This window comes from Enterococcus sp. C46 (genome assembly GCF_040887565.1).
Taxonomy (GTDB): Bacteria; Bacillota; Bacilli; order Lactobacillales; family Enterococcaceae; genus Enterococcus_B; species Enterococcus_B lactis.
Window position 1 is genome coordinate 155,624 of the sequence record NZ_JBFOGA010000004.1, and the last position, 19,883, is coordinate 175,506.

At 37.8% G+C, this 19,883-nt stretch carries 22 protein-coding genes; 4 read left to right on the forward strand and 18 right to left on the reverse strand.

Annotated features, from left to right (window positions below):
• Positions 1-54: 54 nt before the first annotated feature.
• Entirely contained in the window at positions 55-423 is a 369-nt protein-coding gene (locus AB3I27_RS08305) for a DUF3397 domain-containing protein (RefSeq protein WP_002310272.1), read from the reverse strand.
• A gap of 170 nt (positions 424-593) precedes the next feature.
• Between AB3I27_RS08305 and AB3I27_RS08310 the strand changes: the two genes are divergently transcribed.
• Complete coding sequence (locus tag AB3I27_RS08310) at positions 594-1,550, forward strand: magnesium transporter CorA family protein (protein ID WP_002291874.1); 957 nt, start codon at positions 594-596, stop codon at positions 1,548-1,550.
• A gap of 72 nt (positions 1,551-1,622) precedes the next feature.
• Positions 1,623-1,739, forward strand: a complete 117-nt coding sequence (locus AB3I27_RS08315; RefSeq protein ID WP_002291876.1) for a DUF4044 domain-containing protein — start codon at positions 1,623-1,625, stop codon at positions 1,737-1,739.
• Positions 1,740-1,794: 55 nt separating this feature from the next.
• Here AB3I27_RS08315 and recN read toward each other — a convergent pair whose 3' ends face one another.
• The 17 genes from recN to AB3I27_RS08400 all read right to left on the reverse strand — a co-directional run bounded on the left by recN (position 1,795) and on the right by AB3I27_RS08400 (position 17,873).
• Positions 1,795-3,477, reverse strand: a complete 1,683-nt coding sequence (gene recN / locus AB3I27_RS08320) for a DNA repair protein RecN (protein WP_047927753.1) — start codon at positions 3,475-3,477, stop codon at positions 1,795-1,797.
• Between the two features lie 17 nt (positions 3,478-3,494).
• Positions 3,495-3,944 carry an arginine repressor gene (locus AB3I27_RS08325; protein ID WP_002291879.1) on the reverse strand — a complete coding sequence of 150 codons (450 nt, stop codon included), beginning with the start codon at positions 3,942-3,944 and terminating at the stop codon, positions 3,495-3,497.
• 106 nt (positions 3,945-4,050) lie between these two features.
• Positions 4,051-4,869, reverse strand: a complete 819-nt coding sequence (locus AB3I27_RS08330; protein WP_002291881.1) for a TlyA family RNA methyltransferase — start codon at positions 4,867-4,869, stop codon at positions 4,051-4,053.
• An 8-nt stretch (positions 4,870-4,877) separates the two neighbouring features.
• Positions 4,878-5,768 (reverse strand): polyprenyl synthetase family protein, encoded by an 891-nt coding sequence (locus AB3I27_RS08335; RefSeq protein ID WP_002329021.1) that lies wholly within the window; start codon positions 5,766-5,768, stop codon positions 4,878-4,880.
• A gap of 1 nt (position 5,769) precedes the next feature.
• Positions 5,770-5,994, reverse strand: coding sequence for an exodeoxyribonuclease VII small subunit (locus AB3I27_RS08340; RefSeq protein ID WP_002286657.1), 225 nt, complete (start codon positions 5,992-5,994; stop codon positions 5,770-5,772).
• 4 nt (positions 5,995-5,998) lie between these two features.
• Positions 5,999-7,336 carry an exodeoxyribonuclease VII large subunit gene (xseA, locus tag AB3I27_RS08345; RefSeq protein WP_002291885.1) on the reverse strand — a complete coding sequence of 446 codons (1,338 nt, stop codon included), beginning with the start codon at positions 7,334-7,336 and terminating at the stop codon, positions 5,999-6,001.
• Positions 7,337-8,191: a bifunctional methylenetetrahydrofolate dehydrogenase/methenyltetrahydrofolate cyclohydrolase gene (locus AB3I27_RS08350; protein WP_002291887.1), complete on the reverse strand. Its 855-nt coding sequence runs from the start codon at positions 8,189-8,191 to the stop codon at positions 7,337-7,339.
• A 96-nt stretch (positions 8,192-8,287) separates the two neighbouring features.
• Complete coding sequence (gene nusB / locus AB3I27_RS08355; protein WP_002286662.1) at positions 8,288-8,737, reverse strand: transcription antitermination factor NusB; 450 nt, start codon at positions 8,735-8,737, stop codon at positions 8,288-8,290.
• Positions 8,730-9,155, reverse strand: coding sequence for an Asp23/Gls24 family envelope stress response protein (locus AB3I27_RS08360; protein WP_002291889.1), 426 nt, complete (start codon positions 9,153-9,155; stop codon positions 8,730-8,732). The genes nusB and AB3I27_RS08360 overlap by 8 nt, the downstream gene beginning before the upstream one ends.
• A gap of 246 nt (positions 9,156-9,401) precedes the next feature.
• Positions 9,402-10,466: a Xaa-Pro peptidase family protein gene (locus tag AB3I27_RS08365; protein ID WP_002291890.1), complete on the reverse strand. Its 1,065-nt coding sequence runs from the start codon at positions 10,464-10,466 to the stop codon at positions 9,402-9,404.
• A gap of 172 nt (positions 10,467-10,638) precedes the next feature.
• On the reverse strand, positions 10,639-10,884 hold the full coding sequence (locus tag AB3I27_RS08370) for a GlsB/YeaQ/YmgE family stress response membrane protein (protein WP_002291892.1): 246 nt from the start codon (positions 10,882-10,884) through the stop codon (positions 10,639-10,641).
• An 83-nt stretch (positions 10,885-10,967) separates the two neighbouring features.
• Positions 10,968-11,342 carry a DUF956 family protein gene (locus AB3I27_RS08375; protein ID WP_002291894.1) on the reverse strand — a complete coding sequence of 125 codons (375 nt, stop codon included), beginning with the start codon at positions 11,340-11,342 and terminating at the stop codon, positions 10,968-10,970.
• A 189-nt stretch (positions 11,343-11,531) separates the two neighbouring features.
• On the reverse strand, positions 11,532-12,446 hold the full coding sequence (locus tag AB3I27_RS08380) for a PTS system mannose/fructose/sorbose family transporter subunit IID (protein ID WP_002291896.1): 915 nt from the start codon (positions 12,444-12,446) through the stop codon (positions 11,532-11,534).
• Between the two features lie 17 nt (positions 12,447-12,463).
• Complete coding sequence (locus AB3I27_RS08385; RefSeq protein ID WP_002291898.1) at positions 12,464-13,276, reverse strand: PTS mannose/fructose/sorbose transporter subunit IIC; 813 nt, start codon at positions 13,274-13,276, stop codon at positions 12,464-12,466.
• Between the two features lie 33 nt (positions 13,277-13,309).
• On the reverse strand, positions 13,310-14,281 hold the full coding sequence (locus AB3I27_RS08390) for a mannose/fructose/sorbose PTS transporter subunit IIA (RefSeq protein ID WP_222896877.1): 972 nt from the start codon (positions 14,279-14,281) through the stop codon (positions 13,310-13,312).
• 102 nt (positions 14,282-14,383) lie between these two features.
• Positions 14,384-14,875, reverse strand: a complete 492-nt coding sequence (locus AB3I27_RS08395; RefSeq protein ID WP_002289455.1) for a mannose/fructose/sorbose PTS transporter subunit IIB — start codon at positions 14,873-14,875, stop codon at positions 14,384-14,386.
• 190 nt (positions 14,876-15,065) lie between these two features.
• On the reverse strand, positions 15,066-17,873 hold the full coding sequence (locus AB3I27_RS08400) for a sigma 54-interacting transcriptional regulator (RefSeq protein WP_172401376.1): 2,808 nt from the start codon (positions 17,871-17,873) through the stop codon (positions 15,066-15,068).
• 643 nt (positions 17,874-18,516) lie between these two features.
• Here AB3I27_RS08400 and AB3I27_RS08405 point away from each other — a divergent pair.
• Together AB3I27_RS08405 and AB3I27_RS08410 are read left to right on the forward strand one after the other, a co-directional pair.
• Entirely contained in the window at positions 18,517-19,311 is a 795-nt protein-coding gene (locus AB3I27_RS08405) for a PH domain-containing protein (protein WP_002301595.1), read from the forward strand.
• A gap of 93 nt (positions 19,312-19,404) precedes the next feature.
• The gene (locus AB3I27_RS08410; protein WP_002366100.1) at positions 19,405-19,707 is read left to right on the forward strand and encodes a DUF5960 family protein; all 303 of its coding nucleotides are present in this window, start codon (positions 19,405-19,407) and stop codon (positions 19,705-19,707) included.
• Positions 19,708-19,883: the final 176 nt, after the last annotated feature.

Here is a 19,883-nt window from a genome sequence, read left to right on the forward strand (position 1 = left end):
GAATCAAGCTGCAAAAAGCCTTTTAAAAGACTTTTTGCAGCTTTTCTGCTTTTTTCATAGGTAAGAAAGTATATTCACAATAATCAAGACCGCGTACAAGACGATTGTCAGCAGAAAAACCAAACGCCAAGTCATCTTGAAATAACGCGAATAAATGATTTCTTCATAATAATATGCTTGAAAAATAGCAATACAGATGCCCAGTAGTAAAACAGAAATAAAGAAAAACGGCAGGATAGAAATTGTCGCTGTGTTTCTAGACAACGCATGCATACCGCCCCACAAAAAAGGAATCGCCAAATCAGGGGCTTTTATTTTAAAACGACGATTTAACGAAAATAATTTTACAAGAAATTGGCAACCAAACAAAACGATTACCGGGTAAATATACCAAAACAAGATAAGTGGTGTGAATGTGCCCATGAACGTAAACTCCTTTTTTATCGTTGCTTCAAGTATACTGTATATACTTTACACAACTGTTTCATTTTATTTAAATTTATGCAGTTATATTCTATATCTTACAAACACATTCCATGTATTCCAATCCCCTATCCGTTATAATAAAAGAAACAGGCAACAGGAGGAAAATCATGATCAAATATTTTACATTAGATAATGAGAAACTGCGTAATACCGGAAAGGAAACTGACCAAACGATCTGGTATTGTGTAGAACGTCCCAATCAAGAAGAGATTCATCAGCTGACACATCAATTTGAAATTCCGTCAGATTACATCACTTCCATATTGGACGATGCAGAAAATTCCCGTACAGAAGAATTCAATCAATCAAAGTTGACAAAACCAGCGTTATTATTGTTACAATATCCGTTTGCTAAAACAAGTCCTAGCGGTTATTTTCAAGTGGATACATACCCGCTCTCTATCATTTTGACGCCCAAAAAGAAGCTTATCACAATTACGAATCATGAACCACTATTTTTAAAGAAAGTCTTTAGTCAAACCTTTCCAAAAAGCGATGTTTCACCCAATCTCAATATCTTCTTTCAATTCATCTGGCAGGTTACACTGTCTTATAACAGTTATTTAGCTACGCTTCAATCTCAATGCGATACTTTGGAAGCCAAACTTCAAGTATCAACTGAAAACAAACAACTTTATCAAATCATGGATATCCAAAAAAGCCTTGTTTATTTCAGAGAAGCGACTTCTGCTAATTTAGATGCATTGAAAGAATTAGCGCAAAATAAACTTTTCCAAGAAAATCATGCGTTGAAAAACCATCTGCGTGATGTATTGGTAGAAACAGAGCAAGCAATGACTACTTCTCGCATTCAATTAAAACTAGTAGAACAAATGAATCAGACTTTTTCAGCAATTGTATCGAATAATTTGAATAATATTATGAAAATTTTAACTTCTTTAACGATTATATTAACTATACCAACAATCATCGGAAGTATCTATGGGATGAACATCAAGCTACCCATTGCTGAAAGAGATGATGCGTTTATCTGGCTAGTCCTATTAACATTATTTATTTGTATCGTAACTACCTATTATTTAAAAAAAGGGAAGTTTTTATAAAAAAGACCTCTTGTAGAAAAGACAAAAAGATTGTACACTTGGATTAACTAATTAATTACGAGGTTGAAAACAATGCGTGAAAAAAAACAAACAAGTACTTTTGCTAAAGTAACAAAATTTGTCATTTGGACGATGCTGATTTTAACGATTGGGTCTGTTGTATTGACTGCTGTCATGAGTGTCATGTAAAAAATAAAATATAGCTATCAGCTGCTAAAAAGGACCTGAACCACTACGAGGTGGATCAGGTCCTTCTTGCGAGTTGCAATAGTTCTTTTGCATGTTCGAGTGTCAGTTTTGTAATCTCACTTCCAGCTAGCATGCGTGCAATTTCTTCTTCTCTTTCTTTTGTTTTCAATTCTGAAACAGAAGTTTGCGTACGACCATCAATCACTGCTTTCACGATATAATATTGATAGTCGGCGACTGCGGCGACTTGCGGTAGATGAGTGATGCACAAAACTTGAGAGTATTTCGATATTTGAGAAATTTTATCCGCGATGGCTTGTGCAACTCTTCCACTTACACCTGTATCCACTTCATCAAAGATAATACTTGTCACACCTTGCTCAGAAGAAAAAATCGTTTTCAAAGCCAGTAACATCCGAGATAATTCGCCACCAGAAGCGACTTTCACTAAAGGCTTCAGCGGCTCTCCTGGATTGGTCGTAATGTAGAATTCGATTTGGTCAAACCCATCATGATTCAATTGTCTGTTTTCTTCTTTTAAGAAACGTACTTCAAACTCAGTGTTTTCCATATACAGACTTTTTAATTCATGCAGAATGGATTTTTCCAATTCTTTTGCGATTTTTTTACGCGCTTCATGAAGATCTGCGGCTTGTTGCTGAAGTAGAAGCTCTTTTTGCTCTAGTTCCTCTTTCATTTTGTCCAATTGACCTTCTGAAAAATCAGAAGAAGCTAGCTCTTCGGTGATTTCGTCATAGTAAGCCAATATCGACTCAATGGATTCGCCATATTTGCGTTTCAACTGTCGGATTAATTCTAGACGTTGAGTCACTTCTTCTAAACGGTTCTCATCTAACTCCAACAAATCGATTTGACGACTCATGTCTCCGATTGCATCTTGTAACAAATAGTAAGCACTTTGGATATTTTCATAAATTGCTTCATACTCCACATCTAGATGTGCGATCCCTTGCAATTCTGCAACGGCCAAGCCAACGCCATCTACACTGTTTTGTTCATTATTCGTCAGTGCTCCGTAGCCTGCAGCTAATCCATCAGCAATTTTTTGATAATTGCTAAGTTTTTCTCTTTCTTCTTTTAATTTCTCTTCTTCTCCGACTTGCAAATCAGCAGCAGCTATTTCTTCTTGCTGGAAATGGAGCATATCTATTCTCTGAACATAGGATTTTTCATTTTGCTGCACTTTTCGTACCCTTTTTTCCAGCTCACGATAAGAGGTATATTCTTGCTGATAACTCTTTTTCTTCTGTTGGAAAGCTGCATCTCCAAAACGATCCAATAAAGCAAGATGTGATTCAGGCTGGAGCAGTTCCTGATGTTCGTTTTGCCCTTGGATATCCACTAAATAACTGCCGATTTTCCTTAGATTAGCTAGCGTGATGATGTGACCATTCACTCGGCAAACATTTTTTCCAGTCAACGACATATCTCGTCGAACGATCAGATTGTCTTCATCCGTTTCGATACCTAATTCAACCATCAATTCAGAGAATCCTTCTTGTTTCGGAAGTTCAAACAATCCTTCAAGAATGCATTTTTCTGCGCCTTGACGTATATAATCGCTTGAACCTCTTCCTCCTGCTAACAAACCTAAAGCATCGATAATGATGGATTTACCCGCACCAGTCTCTCCGGTCAGCGCGGTCATTCCTTCGTGAAAAGAAAGCCGCAATTCCGGAATAATCGCAAAGTTAGTAATACTGATTTCTTGTAGCATCACATTCGCTCCTCAACTTAAAGGTAATGCAGGAAGTCTTTCTTTAGTAAAACTGCCTGGTCTTCAGTTCGTGTAATCATCAAAACATTATCGTCATCATTGATAATCGAAAATAATTCTTTCTTGTAGCGCTTATCGATCAAATTCGCTGCTGCCGAAGCATTCCCCGGCAAAGTTTTCAAAGTAACAAATTTTTCCATTTGGTCAACTGCTACGAAAGCGTCTTTTAACAGTTTTTCCAATTTAGTATTTACATCTTCATTTGTTTCAGCTGGTATACTATAACGGTAGCCGCCATCTGAGGCCGGTACCTTAATCAGTTTTAGTTCCTTTATATCTCTGGAAATCGTAGCTTGAGTAACAGATATTCCTTTGCTTTTCAGGATTTCAACAAATTCTTCCTGCTTTCGGATATCTTGCTCACTCAACAATCGAGTAATCAAACGATGCCGATCTTTTTTTCTCATTACGTCTTCGCTCCTTAGCTTATTCTTCTTAACCAATGATAGCTTATTTCCTTGGTATAATAAAGAAGAATCCGCATACTTCTCACTTGATTTTCACAGTTACAATTTATTTATGGTCAAACTGTTCGTGTGCGTTTGAAACCACTTCTGCCATATTAATAGCTGGATTGATCGTGCCGCTTTCAGGTACCTTCCTCAAGTGAGCCAAGAACTCGATATTTCCTTCTCCCCCCGTGATTGGAGAATAACTTACTTCCAGCACATCATATCCACCTTGTGCCGCAAATGACAAAATGTCTTCTAAAATTTTTTGATGGGTCTGTGCGTCACGAACAATTCCGTTTTTCCCTACAGCTTCTCTGCCTGCTTCGAATTGGGGTTTGATTAAGGCAATCACTTCTCCCTCTTCTTTTAAAATAGCATGTAATGGAGGCAGCATCAGTTTTAGTGAAATAAAAGAAACATCGATGACAGCAACTTCTGGAATCCCTAAGGTAAAGTCTTCGGGTTTTGCATAACGAAAATTCACTCTTTCCATTACGACGACTCTAGGATCTTGTCTGATTTTCCAAGCTAGCTGATTGTAACCGACATCTAAAGCATAGCTCATTTTAGCACCATTTTGCAAAGCTGCATCAGTAAATCCGCCAGTGGAAGCACCGATATCTAACAATGTTTTTCCTTCAACAGATAGATCAAATGCTTTGAGCGCTTTTTCTAATTTTAATCCACCCCGAGAAACATAAGGAAGTTTTTTACCTTTGACTCTTAATTCACTACTTACTGGAATTTTTTCTCCCGGTTTATCAAACCGCTCGTTTTTTTCGTTGTAAATCAAACCAGCCATAACTGAACGTTTGGCTTGTTCTCTTGTTTCAAATAATCCTTGTTTGACCGCTAATACATCTACGCGTTCTTTTTCCATTCTTTCCCTCATTTCTCCACATCAAATTGCTTGATCATCTGGCGCATCAGCCTGCCATCAAAAGAAAAAACGTCCTCTTCTAATTTGTCTATGATCTTATTAGCGGATAACAACTCAATCTCCAACGCCTCATGTGTCTTTTCTAGTCCTAATAAACGCGGGTAAGTGTTTTTTTCCATACGTTCATCTTTGCCAGCTGTTTTCCCTAACGTTTTCGTTGTACCAATCACATCAAGTAGATCATCTCTTATCTGGAAAGCCAAACCTAAATGTTCGGCTAATCGTTGAAGTAGCAATAAGATTTCTTCAGGTTGCTTCGCTAATATACCTCCAGCTAGCAAGGCATAACGAATCAAACGTCCTGTCTTTCTTTCATGAATAAATGCTAATTCCTCTAATGAAAGCTTTTTTGATTCTCCTTCGATATCTGCAGCTTGTCCAGCCACCATACCTTGTGCCCCCGCACAAACAGCTAATTGCTGAAGCAACAGAAGCTTAGGAGAATGACCCAAGTGTGCCATACTGATCAGCTGGAATGCGCCTGTCAGTAAACCATCTCCAGCCAATATAGCTAACGCTTCGCCGAATACTTTGTGATTGGTAGGTTTTCCCCTTCGAAGATCATCATTGTCCATCGCAGGCAAATCATCGTGGATCAAGGAATACGTATGCACCATTTCTAAAGCAGCTGCTACTTGATAGACGGGAACATCGATAGGCTCATCAAAGGAAGCAACGGCCGCTAAAAGTAATAAGGGACGGATTCTTTTTCCACCTGCTTTCACTGAATAAGTCATCGCATCACAGAGCGCTCTATCCGTCGTATGTTCATCTAAAAAAGACAAGATTTCTTTTTCTACAGCAGGTAGATGAATAGCTGAAAAGTCAGTTAATCTCATCTCAGCTTTCCTCGTTTCCGTCAAAATCAACTTCTTCATTTGATTCTGTCATCATTTTCGTCAAAGTTTCTTCTGCTTTAGCTAAGGTATCTTGGCAATGTTTGCTTAATTCCATTCCTCGTTTAAACGAATCTAGAGCTGATTCTAATGGAACGTCCCCTTGTTCTAGCTGCATGACGATTTTTTCTAATTCTTGCAGTGACTCTTCAAAAGTTGGATTTTCCATATTCTTATTCTCCTTTATCTATCTCTTGTACTTGTCCTTTAACGATTCCATCTTGATAATGGATTGTCAGCAAATCCCCTTGATGAATCTCGGAGACACTTTTTACTACTTGATCATTTAACGTCGTATAGCTGTAGCCTCTTCCCATGATTTTCAATGGACTCAACAAATCAAGAGATTGAACAGCTTGAGCAAAACGCTGCTGCTGTTGTTTCATATATTGTTGGATTTTCTCTTCTAAACGTTTTTCTAGATAAGCAGTTTCTTGGCGGGCTGCTTTGACTCGATAAAGCGGAGCCACTTGTTCCAATTGGTGGCTTAACGCGATCGTTTGCTTTTCTTTTGCATGATAAATCTGCTGTGTAGCTTGATATAATCGCTGTTTCAATTGATCTAATTTGATGGTCTGACCTTCATACAATCTTTCAGGCTGCCGAAAGACATAGGAACGTCGAGCACGCTCGAACCGTTCTTGTTTGCGCTGGATCTGGCGTACAAACGCCTGCTGCAATCTAGCTTGCCGTTCTTGAATGCGCATCAACTCTTCTGACAAAACAGGAACAGCTAATTCTGCAGCTGCTGTTGGAGTAGCAGCCCGAACATCTGCTACTAAATCAGCGATCGTGGTATCTGTTTCATGTCCCACAGATGAGATCACCGGCGTATTGGCTTGATAAATCGCTCGGGCAACCCGTTCTTCATTAAACGGCCACAAATCCTCAATCGATCCGCCCCCACGACCAATGATCATTGTATCAAAATCGCCCATCTCTTCTACTCGTCGGATATTTTTGACAACATTGTCCGCTGCTTGATTCCCTTGTACAACGGTTGGGAACAAAACCAATTGGACAATTGGATACCTTCTTTTCACCGTCGTGATGATATCGCGTATAACCGCTCCGCTTGGACTGGTAAGAATCGCGATTCGCTTTGGGAAACGCGGCAACATTTTTTTAGGACCTTGAAAAAGGCCTTCCTTCATCAGCTTTTCTTTTCGTTCTTCCAATTCTTGATATAAAGCACCTATTCCATCAGGCTCCATGTGCTCTACATAGATTTGATACGAACCTCCCGCTTCATAGAGTGAAATACGCCCAACAACAAGGACTTTCATTCCTTCTTTTGGATGGAATCGTAATTTTTGGAATGCACCTTTGAACATAATAGCAGATATTTTTGCATGATCATCTTTTAAGCTGAAATATTGATGGGCATTGGCGCGTAAACGGAAATTCGATATTTCACCGGTTAAATATACCCGTTCTAAATAAGGATCGGCATCAAATTTACGTTTCAAATACCTCGTTAATGTAGTGACAGTTAAATATTCTTGTGCCATTTATTCACCTGCTCCAAAAGCTTCGGCAGATTTTACGGTTTGATACATCAGCATTGTGATAGTCATTGGCCCTACACCCTTTGGCACAGGAGTGATCCAGCCTGCAATAGGCTCCACTTCATCAAATTTCACATCACCGATCAGCTTACCGTTAGCATCACGGTTCATCCCTACATCGATCACTACAGCACCTGGTTTTACGAATTCTTTTGTGACAAAATGTCCACGTCCTATTGCTACGACTAAGATATCTGCTTCTTGTGCCAGTTCAGCCAGATTTTCGGTTTTAGAATGAGCAACAGTAACAGTTGCATCTGCCATCAAGAGCAGCTGAGCCATCGGTTTGCCGACGATATTGCTTCGTCCGATAACTACTGCTCGTTTACCCGCCGGATCGATAGAATAAGCTTCAAACATTTTCATGATGCCGTATGGCGTACAAGGAATCTTGTCCGGTTTACCCGCAAGGAGTCTGCCTAAATTCATTGGATGAAAACCGTCTACGTCTTTTTCAGGACGGATAGCTAACAGGATCTTTTCTTCATCTATATGCTTTGGCAATGGTAATTGGACCAATATACCATGAAATCTAGGATCTTGATTGTATTTTTCGATTTCTGCAAGTAGTTCGTTTTCAGAAATCGTCTCAGGATAACGCTCTACTGATGAATGGATTCCGATTTCTTTTGCTACGCGTTCTTTATTTCTTACATAGATTTGACTGGCTGGATTTTCCCCTACCAATAAAACAACTAATCCGGGATGGATACCATTATCTTTCAATTTTTGGATTTTTTCAGCAATGTCTGCCTGCATTTTTTCAGCTAATTCTTTTCCGTTAATCAATTCTGCCATCTAACCACTCCCAGATATTTTTTGTGTTTTCATTCTACCATAGAATTTTCCCGATTTATAACAGGTTTATGATGATTCACAGAAAAAAGCTAGGACTTACGCCCCAGCTTCTAATTCTTTTAATACATTGGATAAAACACCGTTGACGAATTTACGCGAACGGTCATCACTAAATGTTTTTGCCAACTCAATTGCTTCATTTAAAGCAACAGCCGCTGGTACATCTGTCACATAAGTCATTTCAAAAATCGCGATACGCAAGATCACCAAATCCATTTTTGAGATCCGATTGATATGCCAATTGTTTTTCAAATGTTTTTCGATCACTTTATCCAATTCATCTTTTTTTGCACAGACACCGCCAACTAGCGTATCAAGATAAACAGGAACAAACTCTGATTCATCTTCATTGATCATGTCGCGGTGGTCTAATTCGATTGCGTTGAAAATCGCATCTTCTTTTGTTAGGTCTGCATTGAAGTCTAACGGAAATAAAGCCTGCAATGCCATCTCCCGAATCTCGTGTCTTGATAATTCTTTATTCATTCTCTTCCTCTTCGTCTTCAAAAAGTTCTTCGATTGTTGGTTGTTCTAATTTTTCAGGAACAACAGCTACTACATGGATATTGACTTCAGCTAGATCGATATCTGTCATGAAAAGGACTTGCTGGCTAACCCGTTCTTGCATTTCCATTGCAACTTTAGGAACTGAAACACCATATTCCAGGTAGCAGTAAAGATCTACTTTCAAGCCATCTTCCTCATTTGCCAAGTAAACACCTTTTCCGTGAGCTGCTCGTCCTAATAATTCAGTGACATTGCTGGCAAAAGTTCCGCGCATTCCGTATACGCCTTCTACTTTAGAAGCAGCAATCCCGATGATTACTTCGATGACTTCAGGAGCAATCACAATCTCTCCCAAATCTTGGTTTGCGTTTAAAATCAAATTTTTTTCATCTGCCATTTATTTATTCCTCCCTTTGCCTAAGCACGAGATACATCCGAATTCTCTATGATGCGGCTATAATGATCATTTGGTAAAAAAACTGCCGCCGATCAGCTGCAAATTGCTATGAATTGGAGAAAATATCCAACTTTATTATCTCTTACAGCTTAAAAGTTCTTCTATAGTGTATCATTAAATCAAGCGATTTTCTATAACAAAGTCTGTGAACACTGATTTTTACGCTTACTTCTTTTATGGACGAGACTATAAGATGATCAATTCTTTTGGTGAACGAGTCAATACACGATTGCCATCTTCTGTGATCAGCAAATCGTCCTCAATACGTACCCCACCGATTCCTGGTAAGTAGATCCCTGGCTCGTCAGTAATTACATTTCCTGGTACAAATTGTTTTTCCGCACGAGAAGAAACATTCGGTCCTTCGTGGATCTCCAGACCGATCCCATGTCCTGTAGAATGTCCAAATGCTTCACCGTAACCATGTTTTGAAATATAATCTCTAGCAACTGCGTCTAATTGTACACCAGTCATTCCTGGTTTCGCAGCATCAATAACCGCTAATTGCGCATCTAGAACTACTTGATATATTTCTTTTAATTTTTCTCCAGGATCACCAATAGCGAATGTACGTGTCATATCAGAAACATATCCTTCGTAATAGCAGCCAAAATCCAACGTGATCAAGTCACCTTGTTCGATGAGTTTCTTGCTTGCTACACCATGCGGCATAGCCGAACGCAATCCGCTAGCAACGATCGTATCAAAAGAAACACCTGAAGCGCCAAGAGAACGCATATAAAAGTCTAGTTGATTTGCGACTTCAATCTCAGTCATGCCCGGTTGGATCATTTTCAGGATGTGATCATAAGCCATATCCGCAATATTACATGCTTTTTCGATAATGGCGATTTCTTCTTCATCTTTCACTTCTCTAAGTTCTTCAATCATCTGTGAAACAGGTACTAATTCCGCATCGATGATTTCTTCTAAAACCGAATATTCTAAAAATGAGACTGTTGTTTCCTCAAAAGCTAATGAGTGCAGTTCTTCTTTGCGTACTAAGTTTGCTACCTCATCAAAAATAGGTCCGACATTTTTAATAATTTCAAATCCTTGAGCCTGCGCTGCCGCCTGCTCGGTATAACGAAAATCAGTAATAAAAAATGCATTTTCCAAAGTAATAACAGCTAATCCTGTCGTACCTGTAAAGTTCGTTAAGTAACGAAGATTGTACGGACTGGTAACCAAAAATGAATCCAAATTTTCTTCTTGCATTTTTTTGCGCAATTTTTCTACACGTAGCATCATAATGAAACTCCCTCTTTCTTTGCACGCTTTTTTCTATTATAGCAAACTTTTCTTCGTACACGACAGTTAAATAAAAATTTCCGGAAAACTTCTTTTTCTTTTAAAGAAAGAAAGCCAAAAAGGAGTCACAGTCTCGCTGCAACTCCTTTTAGTTTACTATTTTGTAAAAAACTTATGACCGTTTTCCAAAGAAAAACGAGACAACTGCTACCAAAATCACTGCACCTAAAATAGATGGAATAAGTGCCATACCTGCAGCTTTTGGTCCCCATTCGCCGAAAATCGCTTGTCCAATACTTGAACCAACTAATCCAGCAATGATATTCGTGATACAGCCCATCGAATTTCCTTTGCTGGTGATTGCACCTGCAATCGCTCCGATCACAGCTCCAACAATCAATGTCCATAACCAACTCATAATATAACCTCCTTCTTTGCTAATCAATTTTAGCATAAGGGATTTAAAGGGGACAAATAATTGGTTTGGTCAACTTTTATTTTTTACTTGGGTTTGAAAATCCCTTTGATCCCTCGTTTGATAACATCGACTAAGCTTAATGATTTAACCATATGACTAGGTTCTACATATTCACGTATCGCTTTTAACACCATTTTGGGCTTTTTAGAAGAAAAAGAATAAGTCCCATTTCTTTTTGTTTGGATAGCAAAACGAGGAATCCATTTTCCTTTGAACATAACGGAAGCAATCACATAGTCGACTTCTTCCCATGGAATCTGAACAAATTTTCGGGCATCTCTTTCATTGTAAAATTCAAAACCTTTATCGCCAATCATGATTTTTCCATACTCAGCAATTCCCAGATAGGAAGTAGCATTAATCGTTAAATCGACTTTCGTATTGATTGATTGTACCATTTATTCTACTCCATTCTTTAAATTAACTAGTGAATCAATTATAGATGTTTTTACCTATTTAAGCAAAGAATCTTCTAATGTACTGATAAAAAAACTGTGCCAATAGGAATTGGCACAGTTTTCCAAAGTAACCGTTTTTTCAGAAACAAGTAGTTTCAACCATTACTTAACTTACATATATTTTCAAGATTACATTAACCCAATCAAGTGGAAGACAATACCAACCACAAATAATCCAAGGATAATGACAATAGGTGATACTTTTTTCTTAAGTAACCACATACAGAATAATGTTAAACATAGAGCAGCTAGACCAGGAATCAAACTATTCAAGTTATCTTGTAAAGTAGTTACTTTTTCAGATGACAGTGACAAACCAGCAGCTTGTTGTTCCAATGCAGTTTTAATTCCTTCTGCACCAGAAGGCAAGTTATTCCAGTCGATATAGGCACCTTTATCAAGTTTGACTGTTGAAACAACAGGAGTAAAGTTAATTGATACCCAGCGATTAACTAGCGATCCAAGAATAAACATCCCTAGAATCGAAGCACCTTTTGTGATATCTTGCAATAATCCACCAGATAAATCTTCTGTAATTTTAGAACCAGCTTTATAACCAAATTCTTGTGTATACCACATAAATGCCATACGGATGATGTTCCAACCTAGGAAGTAAATGATAGGTCCTAAGATGTTCCCGCTCATCGCTAGAGAAGCAGCCAACGCTCCAAGGATAGGTTTTACTGTAAACCAGAATACTGGGTCACCGATACCAGCTAAAGGCCCCATCATACCAACCTTAACCCCTTGAATTGTTACGTCATCAACAGGTGCACCATTTGCCCGTTCTTCTTCAAGTGCTAGAGTAACCCCAATAATTGGAGATGCTACATATGGATGTGTATTGAAGAACTCTAAGTGACGTTCCAATGCAGCCGCACGATCTTCTTTTGTTTTATATAATTTTTTAATTGCTGGAATCATAGAGAATGCCCAGCCACCATTTTGCATACGTTCGTAGTTCCAAGATCCTTGAAGGAAAGTCGAACGCCACCAAACAGAAACACGATCTTTTTTAGATAATTGAATTCTTTCTTCTGCCATTTTCGTGTACGCCTCCCTTAATAGTTATCGATTATATCGCCCAGTGGGTCACCAGTATTTGAGCTTCCACCATTATTACCAGAACCGCCACCTTGTTTAGAAAGTGCCAAGTAGATAAGAGCTAAAGCTACACCGATTGCCCCTAGTCCGATAAGTGTAATTTCGGAAACAGTTGCTAAAACAAAACCAATTGCAAAGAATGGCCATACTTCTTTAGTTGCCATCATGTTAATAACCATTGCATAACCTACAGCAACAACCATACCTCCACCAATAGCAAGACCGTCTGTTAACCAGACTGGCATAGATTCTAGCAAGCCTTTCACTGGACCTTCGCCGATAGCTAAGATCAATCCAGCAGGAATAGCAATACGAATACCTTGCATGCAGATAGCAATAATGTGCCATAATTCAACTTTTCTAAAGTTACCTTCTTTTGCAGCAGCATCCATTAAATGAACGAATGCAGTTGCGATTGTACGGCAGATGATTGTTAATAATAAACCAGCAACAGCAAGAGGTACAGCAATAGCGATAGCTGAAGAAACCCCAGCTCTTCCTTGTCCACCTAATACTAAAATAATTGCAGATGCAACAGATGCTAAAGCAGCATCAGGAGCCACAGCAGCGCCGATGTTTGCCCAACCAAGAGCGATCATTTGTAATGTACCACCTAAGATAAGACAAGGGATTAGGTTCCCAGTAACTAAGCCAATTAACGTACATGCGATTACTGGTTGATGGAAATGAAATTCATCAAGAATTCCTTCCATACCAGCTAAAAATGCAACGATAATGACTAATATCACTTGAATAAAGTTTAATTCCATGATGTTAATCCTCCATTTTTTCTGATAGTTTTACTATGCGTGTTTGTTTAATTCATCTTGTGCTTTCTTCAAAATTTCATCCATGTTTCCTTTTGAATCATTTGGTACTTTACGTACATCGAAATTGATTCCAGCTTCTTTTAATTTATTGAAAGTATCAATATCAGCTTGGCTAAACGCCAACACTTTATTTGGTTGTACTTTACCAGGTGAGTGTGCCATTGATCCGACATTCACTGTCTCCAACGGTACGCCGCCTTCAACTGCTCTTAAAACATCTTGAGGATTTTCGAATAACAGTAACGCGCGTTGTCCGCCAAAATGTTGATCATCTTTCGCAAGTTCGATCATTTTTTCAACTGGAACAACGTGTGCTTTTACACCTGGAGGAGCAGCTTGTTGGATCAATTTCTTACGAAGATCGTCTTTTGCTACCGCATCAGAAACAACGATAATGCGTGTTGGATTCGTTGCTTTTGTCCACGCTGTTGCTACTTGTCCATGAAGCAGACGTGAATCGATACGGGCTAAAACATAACTGAATTTACCAGGAGCTCCTGCAGCTGACGTTTGTTGTACTGCTACTTTCGGTGCTTCTGCCGGTTCTAATTCTTCCGGTTTCACTTTTACACCATCTTTTGCTGTTTCAATGATATGCGCTGCAATTTCATGAGCAGATTCCATTGAAAAGCGTGATGCATAGGCTTCAATCAACATTGGCAAATTCAAACCGCTGACGATTGCCCATTTATCTTTGTGCTCTTCGAATAATGTGTTTGATTGATTGAACGGTGTTCCGCCCCATAAATCAACTAAGAATAACACTTCGTCTTGATTATCAAAAGAAGCAACCGCTTCTTCCAATTTGGCTCTCAAGTCATCTGGACCTTCACTTGGTTTCAAAATCACAGCTTTGACGTTTTCTTGTTCGCCAAAGATCATTGAACCGGATTGTAAGATTCCTTCAGCAAATTGTCCATGACTTGCTAGGATAATCCCTACCATATTTATACCTCCTATTTACTTTTGTTGTAACAAATTCAAAAATATTAATAATTGCTAACCATTACAACAGAATTATTTGACCTTTTCCAACAACCATTTTTGTTACACCTTTTTGATTTTCGCTAGTAGTTCCATCAAAAGGATTTTCCTGTCAGCAGGTACTTTTCGAATCTCTAACTCCACTTCTTGACTGTTCAAGTAACGAAAGGAATCAATATCTTGTTGATTTACTGAAACAAAATTGGTAATCATTGATTTGCCTTCAGTAAAACTCATACCGCCGATATTCAACGACTTCAACTGTACACCGCAGCGGACAACCGCTTCAACATCTTGAGGATTGGTGAATAAAAGCATCACTTTTGCTCGTGATAATAGTCCACTATGATAGATTTGAATCATTTTCTGCACGGTTATTACATTTGCTGTGATTCCCGGCGGTGCAGCTTCTTTTAATAGAAACTTTCTCAATTTATCTTGAGCAACTACATCGCTGATCACAATGATACGTTCAACACCTGTTTGCTTCGACCAAACTGTTGCGACCTGCCCGTGGATTAAACGATCATCTATACGTGCCAATCGAATATCCATCTGCAAAACTCCTTCTTCCTCACTACTTCACAGAAACCCCTATCATTTCTGTGTGAACAACCACCTCCTAGCACACACTACTATAAGCAAAAAGCGTGCCAATTTTTTTGTGATACACTAATTGAATTTAAAGGATTCTTAACCAATACACAAAAACGATACACTATAAAAGTGTATCGTTTTTGTGTATTTAAGGCATAGTGTATTCTTTTTTATCTAGCTGATTATGCACTAGACGTAGCAGATAATACATTTCTTCTATTGGCACTTTTACTTTTATCTTATCTTCTAGCAGGACAACCGAGGCTGTTAATTGATTATAAAGAGGATCACTCGTTATATTCGTCAATTCGTTTTGTTCCACCATCAACGTTTCATTTCGAATAATCCGTTCGATCATTCCTGCTGTGTGCATCACTAAGTTGATCTTAAAGCCATATTCTTCATTGCCAATTCCCATCGTCTGAGAGATTTGTGTAGAAAATTGCCACATTGGATCAATTAGTTTACTACCATTGATAAAGATGAAGTTCTCAGAGATAAATTCAACACATGTTTTTTTAGCTGTCTCTTCATCTAGCGAGACGAATTCAGTTTCTTCCATTTCTGATTCCATAAGCAACTGATCCAAAATGACTTCGATATTTTGATCAATGAAGCGCTCTAAAGGAATAAATGGTGCTTGGATATTCAAATCAGTAATTCCAGTAGTTGCTATGATCTGATATTCTTTTTGGATAACTGGCAATTCTTCTTTCACTTCCACAATCGACAAAGCTAGAACTTCTAATTCTGTTTCTTGACGCTTATTTACCGCTCGTTCGATCAATTCTTTGATTCTTTGCGCTGTACCTTCGCCAGATGCACAAATGGCCAAAACAGCTTTTTTCTTATGGATAGGTTTTGTTTCCCGGACAGGTTCTACAGAAGATATTTCTGCGTAACCTCGAAAATTCTTCAATGATTCATGCAACATATCTAAATCTGTCCCTAATACAGAGACCTTTCGTACAGTTTCCAAAACTAGAGAAGTTGTTACCATGTCAACGGTACGTACAGGTATCCCGGTGTCTCGCTGAATTTGCGAATTAAATGAGGCGAGGGACCCCATATCCACTAATAGTATGACCCCGCTTCCTTCATCTACTTCTTGTACATTGCGTTCAATGCGGTCTAAAGCTGTTTTCGGATCCATATCCAACGGCATGTCTACTGCTCGTACGTTCTCTGCATCTAACAACTGTTGGACAACCTGAACCATACTGCTCGCTGTACTGTTTCCGTGAGCTGCAACGACTACACCGATTCTGCCGCTTGCTTGGTTCGCCCGTAACGAGACGAGTAGAACAGTCAAGTAGTAGTCTTCACTTTCTGGAATATCCACTTGAAAATACGTTTCTATATAACTACGCACTTCTTTCGCAACAGCATATTCATCTGGAAAATCAAATGCCATCTCACGGATATTATCATTCGTATGCCGTTCTTCTCCTAAATTGATCTTTTTCAAAAACGAACTGATATGCAAGCTCATAGCATAAATAAAGTTTTGCTGAAAGTCATATGGTAAAGATCTTTTGACCATTACATAAATCTGATTGGTCACTTCTATGATTTTTGGATCTACAAATTCTGCTAATTTGCTATCTGCATTAAAAGAAAACCCATGGTCTTTATAAAAAGACTTCAGATGGATGTTGATATCTGTAGAAATAAAGTGATTGATTGCTTCTTGGTCCAACCCATCCGACTTCAGCAAAGCTGCTTTATCTCCGATGATATCATATAGATTATAAGGTAATTCATAGGAGTCTGATTGGATTTTCATGATTGTATCGTTTGGTGCTACAGTTATCTTTGGCTCCAATATTTTAGAAAGCTCTGCCATTGCACTGCGGTTGCTTGCTAATTGAATCAATCCGCTACGAATCCCTTCTGTCAAATCATCAATCGTAATCGATATTTCGGGAGATTGCATATGATTTAGAAATCCTCGTGCGCATACTAACTGGATATTCGACTTCAATTGACCTATATTCCCATAAGTCACACTGCCAATCAGTGCTTTTGCTACATCTTCTGTCAAAGAGATCTTTCGTTGCGTGCGGTTCGCTTCGTGGGCAATCATAATTTTTACTAAATCGACTTTCTCATTTGCAGGGCGTTTTTCAAAAGCCGGAAGTTTGATATTAATTGGGATACGCCGAACAAAAGTTTCCAATAGCGAAGAGCCTGGATCTTCTGTGGTCGCACCTACGATTCGTACATTTGCTTCATGAGATTTCGTTGTTTCTCCAAGTCGACTGTAAGTCCCGTGATCCATAAAGTAAAAGATCATTTCTTGACCTTCTGGAGGCAATCGGTGAATTTCATCCAGAAATAACATACCACCATCCGCTTGATCGATAATTCCCATTTTTTCTTCATCTGCACCTGTAAAGGCTCCTTTTGCATACCCAAATAAATGGCTCATCAAAAGCTCAGGGTTATTCGCGTAATCAGCACAATTGAAAACAATCAGTTCCGTTTCCTCATCTATTACATGATGTGCTTTGGCAAAATGATACATCGCGTGCGCAAAATAAGTCTTTCCTGATCCGGTAGGTCCTGTAATCAAGCAATTTAATCCTCTTGGCGGATACAAGATCGCAGCTTTTGCCTGTTCCACTGAGTTTTTCATGCTACCATTAGCTCCAATGATTTTTGCAAAGATATCCTTAGTATCTATCTGGAGCGTATTTTTTTCTTCAGAGACCGGCGTTTCTTTGTAACTGACCACATGTTTTGCAGCTGGCTTTACGTGCGTAGCGAGTGTTTGATATATGTAACGTACTGGTCGTCCATCTGTCTTTATCAGTTTTCCTTCGCGCACTAGCTGATTCAGATCTTTACTGCTATTCGTTCTTTGGATTCCTAACACTTCAGCAATTTCTTGTGTCGTTACTCCTTGGTCATATTCTGCCTTTGTTAAATGAGCGGTTTTTTCTTTGACATACATATAAATTCGGTCCATGCGTTTTGCCAATGGTATCGCTCCTTTTCTATAGACTGTTGTTCTTAGGCTTCAAAACATAATACTATGTATTTATTTCCGTTTCGTCAACTATTTACCTGATTTTGTTTCGTTGACAACAAGCGAAGGGACAAGCGTAATGAAGATAAAAGAACACAAAATATCAACTCCATTTTTATATCGGAAACAAGAAAAAGAACACTATTTATCCTACAATGATGCTGCTGATAGCAAACGATATCGCTTTCATCAATAAAAACAATAGTTATCAAAACATTCTGATTACAAAATGGCAAAAAAATCTTAAGCGTAAAAAGACATGGCAACCTTCGCATCCTTCATTCCAACTTTTTTTATAAACAAAAAAGAGGTTGTGACAAAAATCTTGTCACAACCTCTTTAATCGCAAGCTTCAATTAAGCTTCTTGAGCTACTGGATAAACAGACACTTCAATTATACTGTTTCCTGATAAGCTCTCAATTCTTCTGAACCCATGATGTTAGTGCTTTTCTTCTATTATTAAATATCTTGGAATTTTCTATTCTTTCTAAAAAGTATGGTCAAAGTATGGTCACTATTGATAGAATATTAATAGTAGTAGAAAGCTGATATCTAGGAGGAACTAATGTGAGTAAACAATGTGCAAAGTGCGGAGGTAAAATTGGCTTAACTTCATATAAAATCAAAGATAAACAAATTGTTTGCGGCAATTGTATGAAAAAAGCTGGTTACGGTATGACTACTCCTTATAAAATAATAAGATCTTTGAATTTAGAAGATTTAGATAAGGATCCATCAGAAAAAAGAAAATTAAACATATCTGATCATACTGCACAAAACAATCATGATATAGGTAATGATAGAATGAGAACCACTGAAGAGATGGTAGAATTTTGTCTTAAATACGGCTACGGTAAAGGAATGACTAAAAAATGGACAACTCATCATTTTAACTTAATATCAGATCAACTTAACAGTGACGAATACGTAATCTTCTGCTTTGTAGGATTGCATAATTATATCTCATCAACTAAGCATGACAATAATTATGCATACGCATTAACTAATAAACGTTTAATTGTAGCTCAACAAAAAATGATAGGCAATAATGTACAAAGTATTATATTAGACAATTTAAATAATATTAGTAAAAAAAGAGGAATGCTGTTGGGTACATTAACTATTGATACTCTTGGTAAAGTATTGAATGTTGCAGTTGATAAAGATACTGTTGATAGGATAAGTGATTCTTTAAACGAAATTATTTATAATTTAAAAAGAAGAAATATTTCTGCTACAAATTCCAATACATCAACAATTTCCTCAGCTTCAGAAATAAGAAAATATAAAGAACTATTGGATGATGGAATCATTACAGAAGAAGAATTTAATAAAAAGAAACAAGAATTATTAGATTTATAATATCTATCAAAGAAGATGAGCATTTAATTTAGCTCATCTTTTTCTATTTACAATACAAACATTTGTTCGTATACTCTTTTTGAGGTGAACATTATGTTGATGGAAGGAAAAACACAATTATGGTTTAAATTCGATCCTTCGAATAGATTTATCAAAGATTTTTATAAAGTATGGAATTCAGAAGTTTTCTTTTTAGCAATCGAAGATAGCTTATTAATCAATCTCTACTATTCCAATAAAAACTACTTTAAAATCCCTGCTGCGAAAACGAGAATGAAAAAAGATGTATACTTTTTGTTTGATATCGTGACTGACGTGCCAGACGCACGGAGCGATCATCGGCGTTACGATTATATAAAGTATACTTTTGTTGATCCAGAAAGGTATAAAGATTAAAGTAGGCTACCTAAAAAGGTAGCCCGGAACGGATTTTATCACCATACTTATGAAAGGAGATATTTTTTAAGTTAGTATTAAGATTGTGTAATATGATGATATCTATATTTTATAGTATCAGTGCTATAAAATCAAAAATAAGTCACTAGTTAACTACCACTCCAATTGTAAGCCTT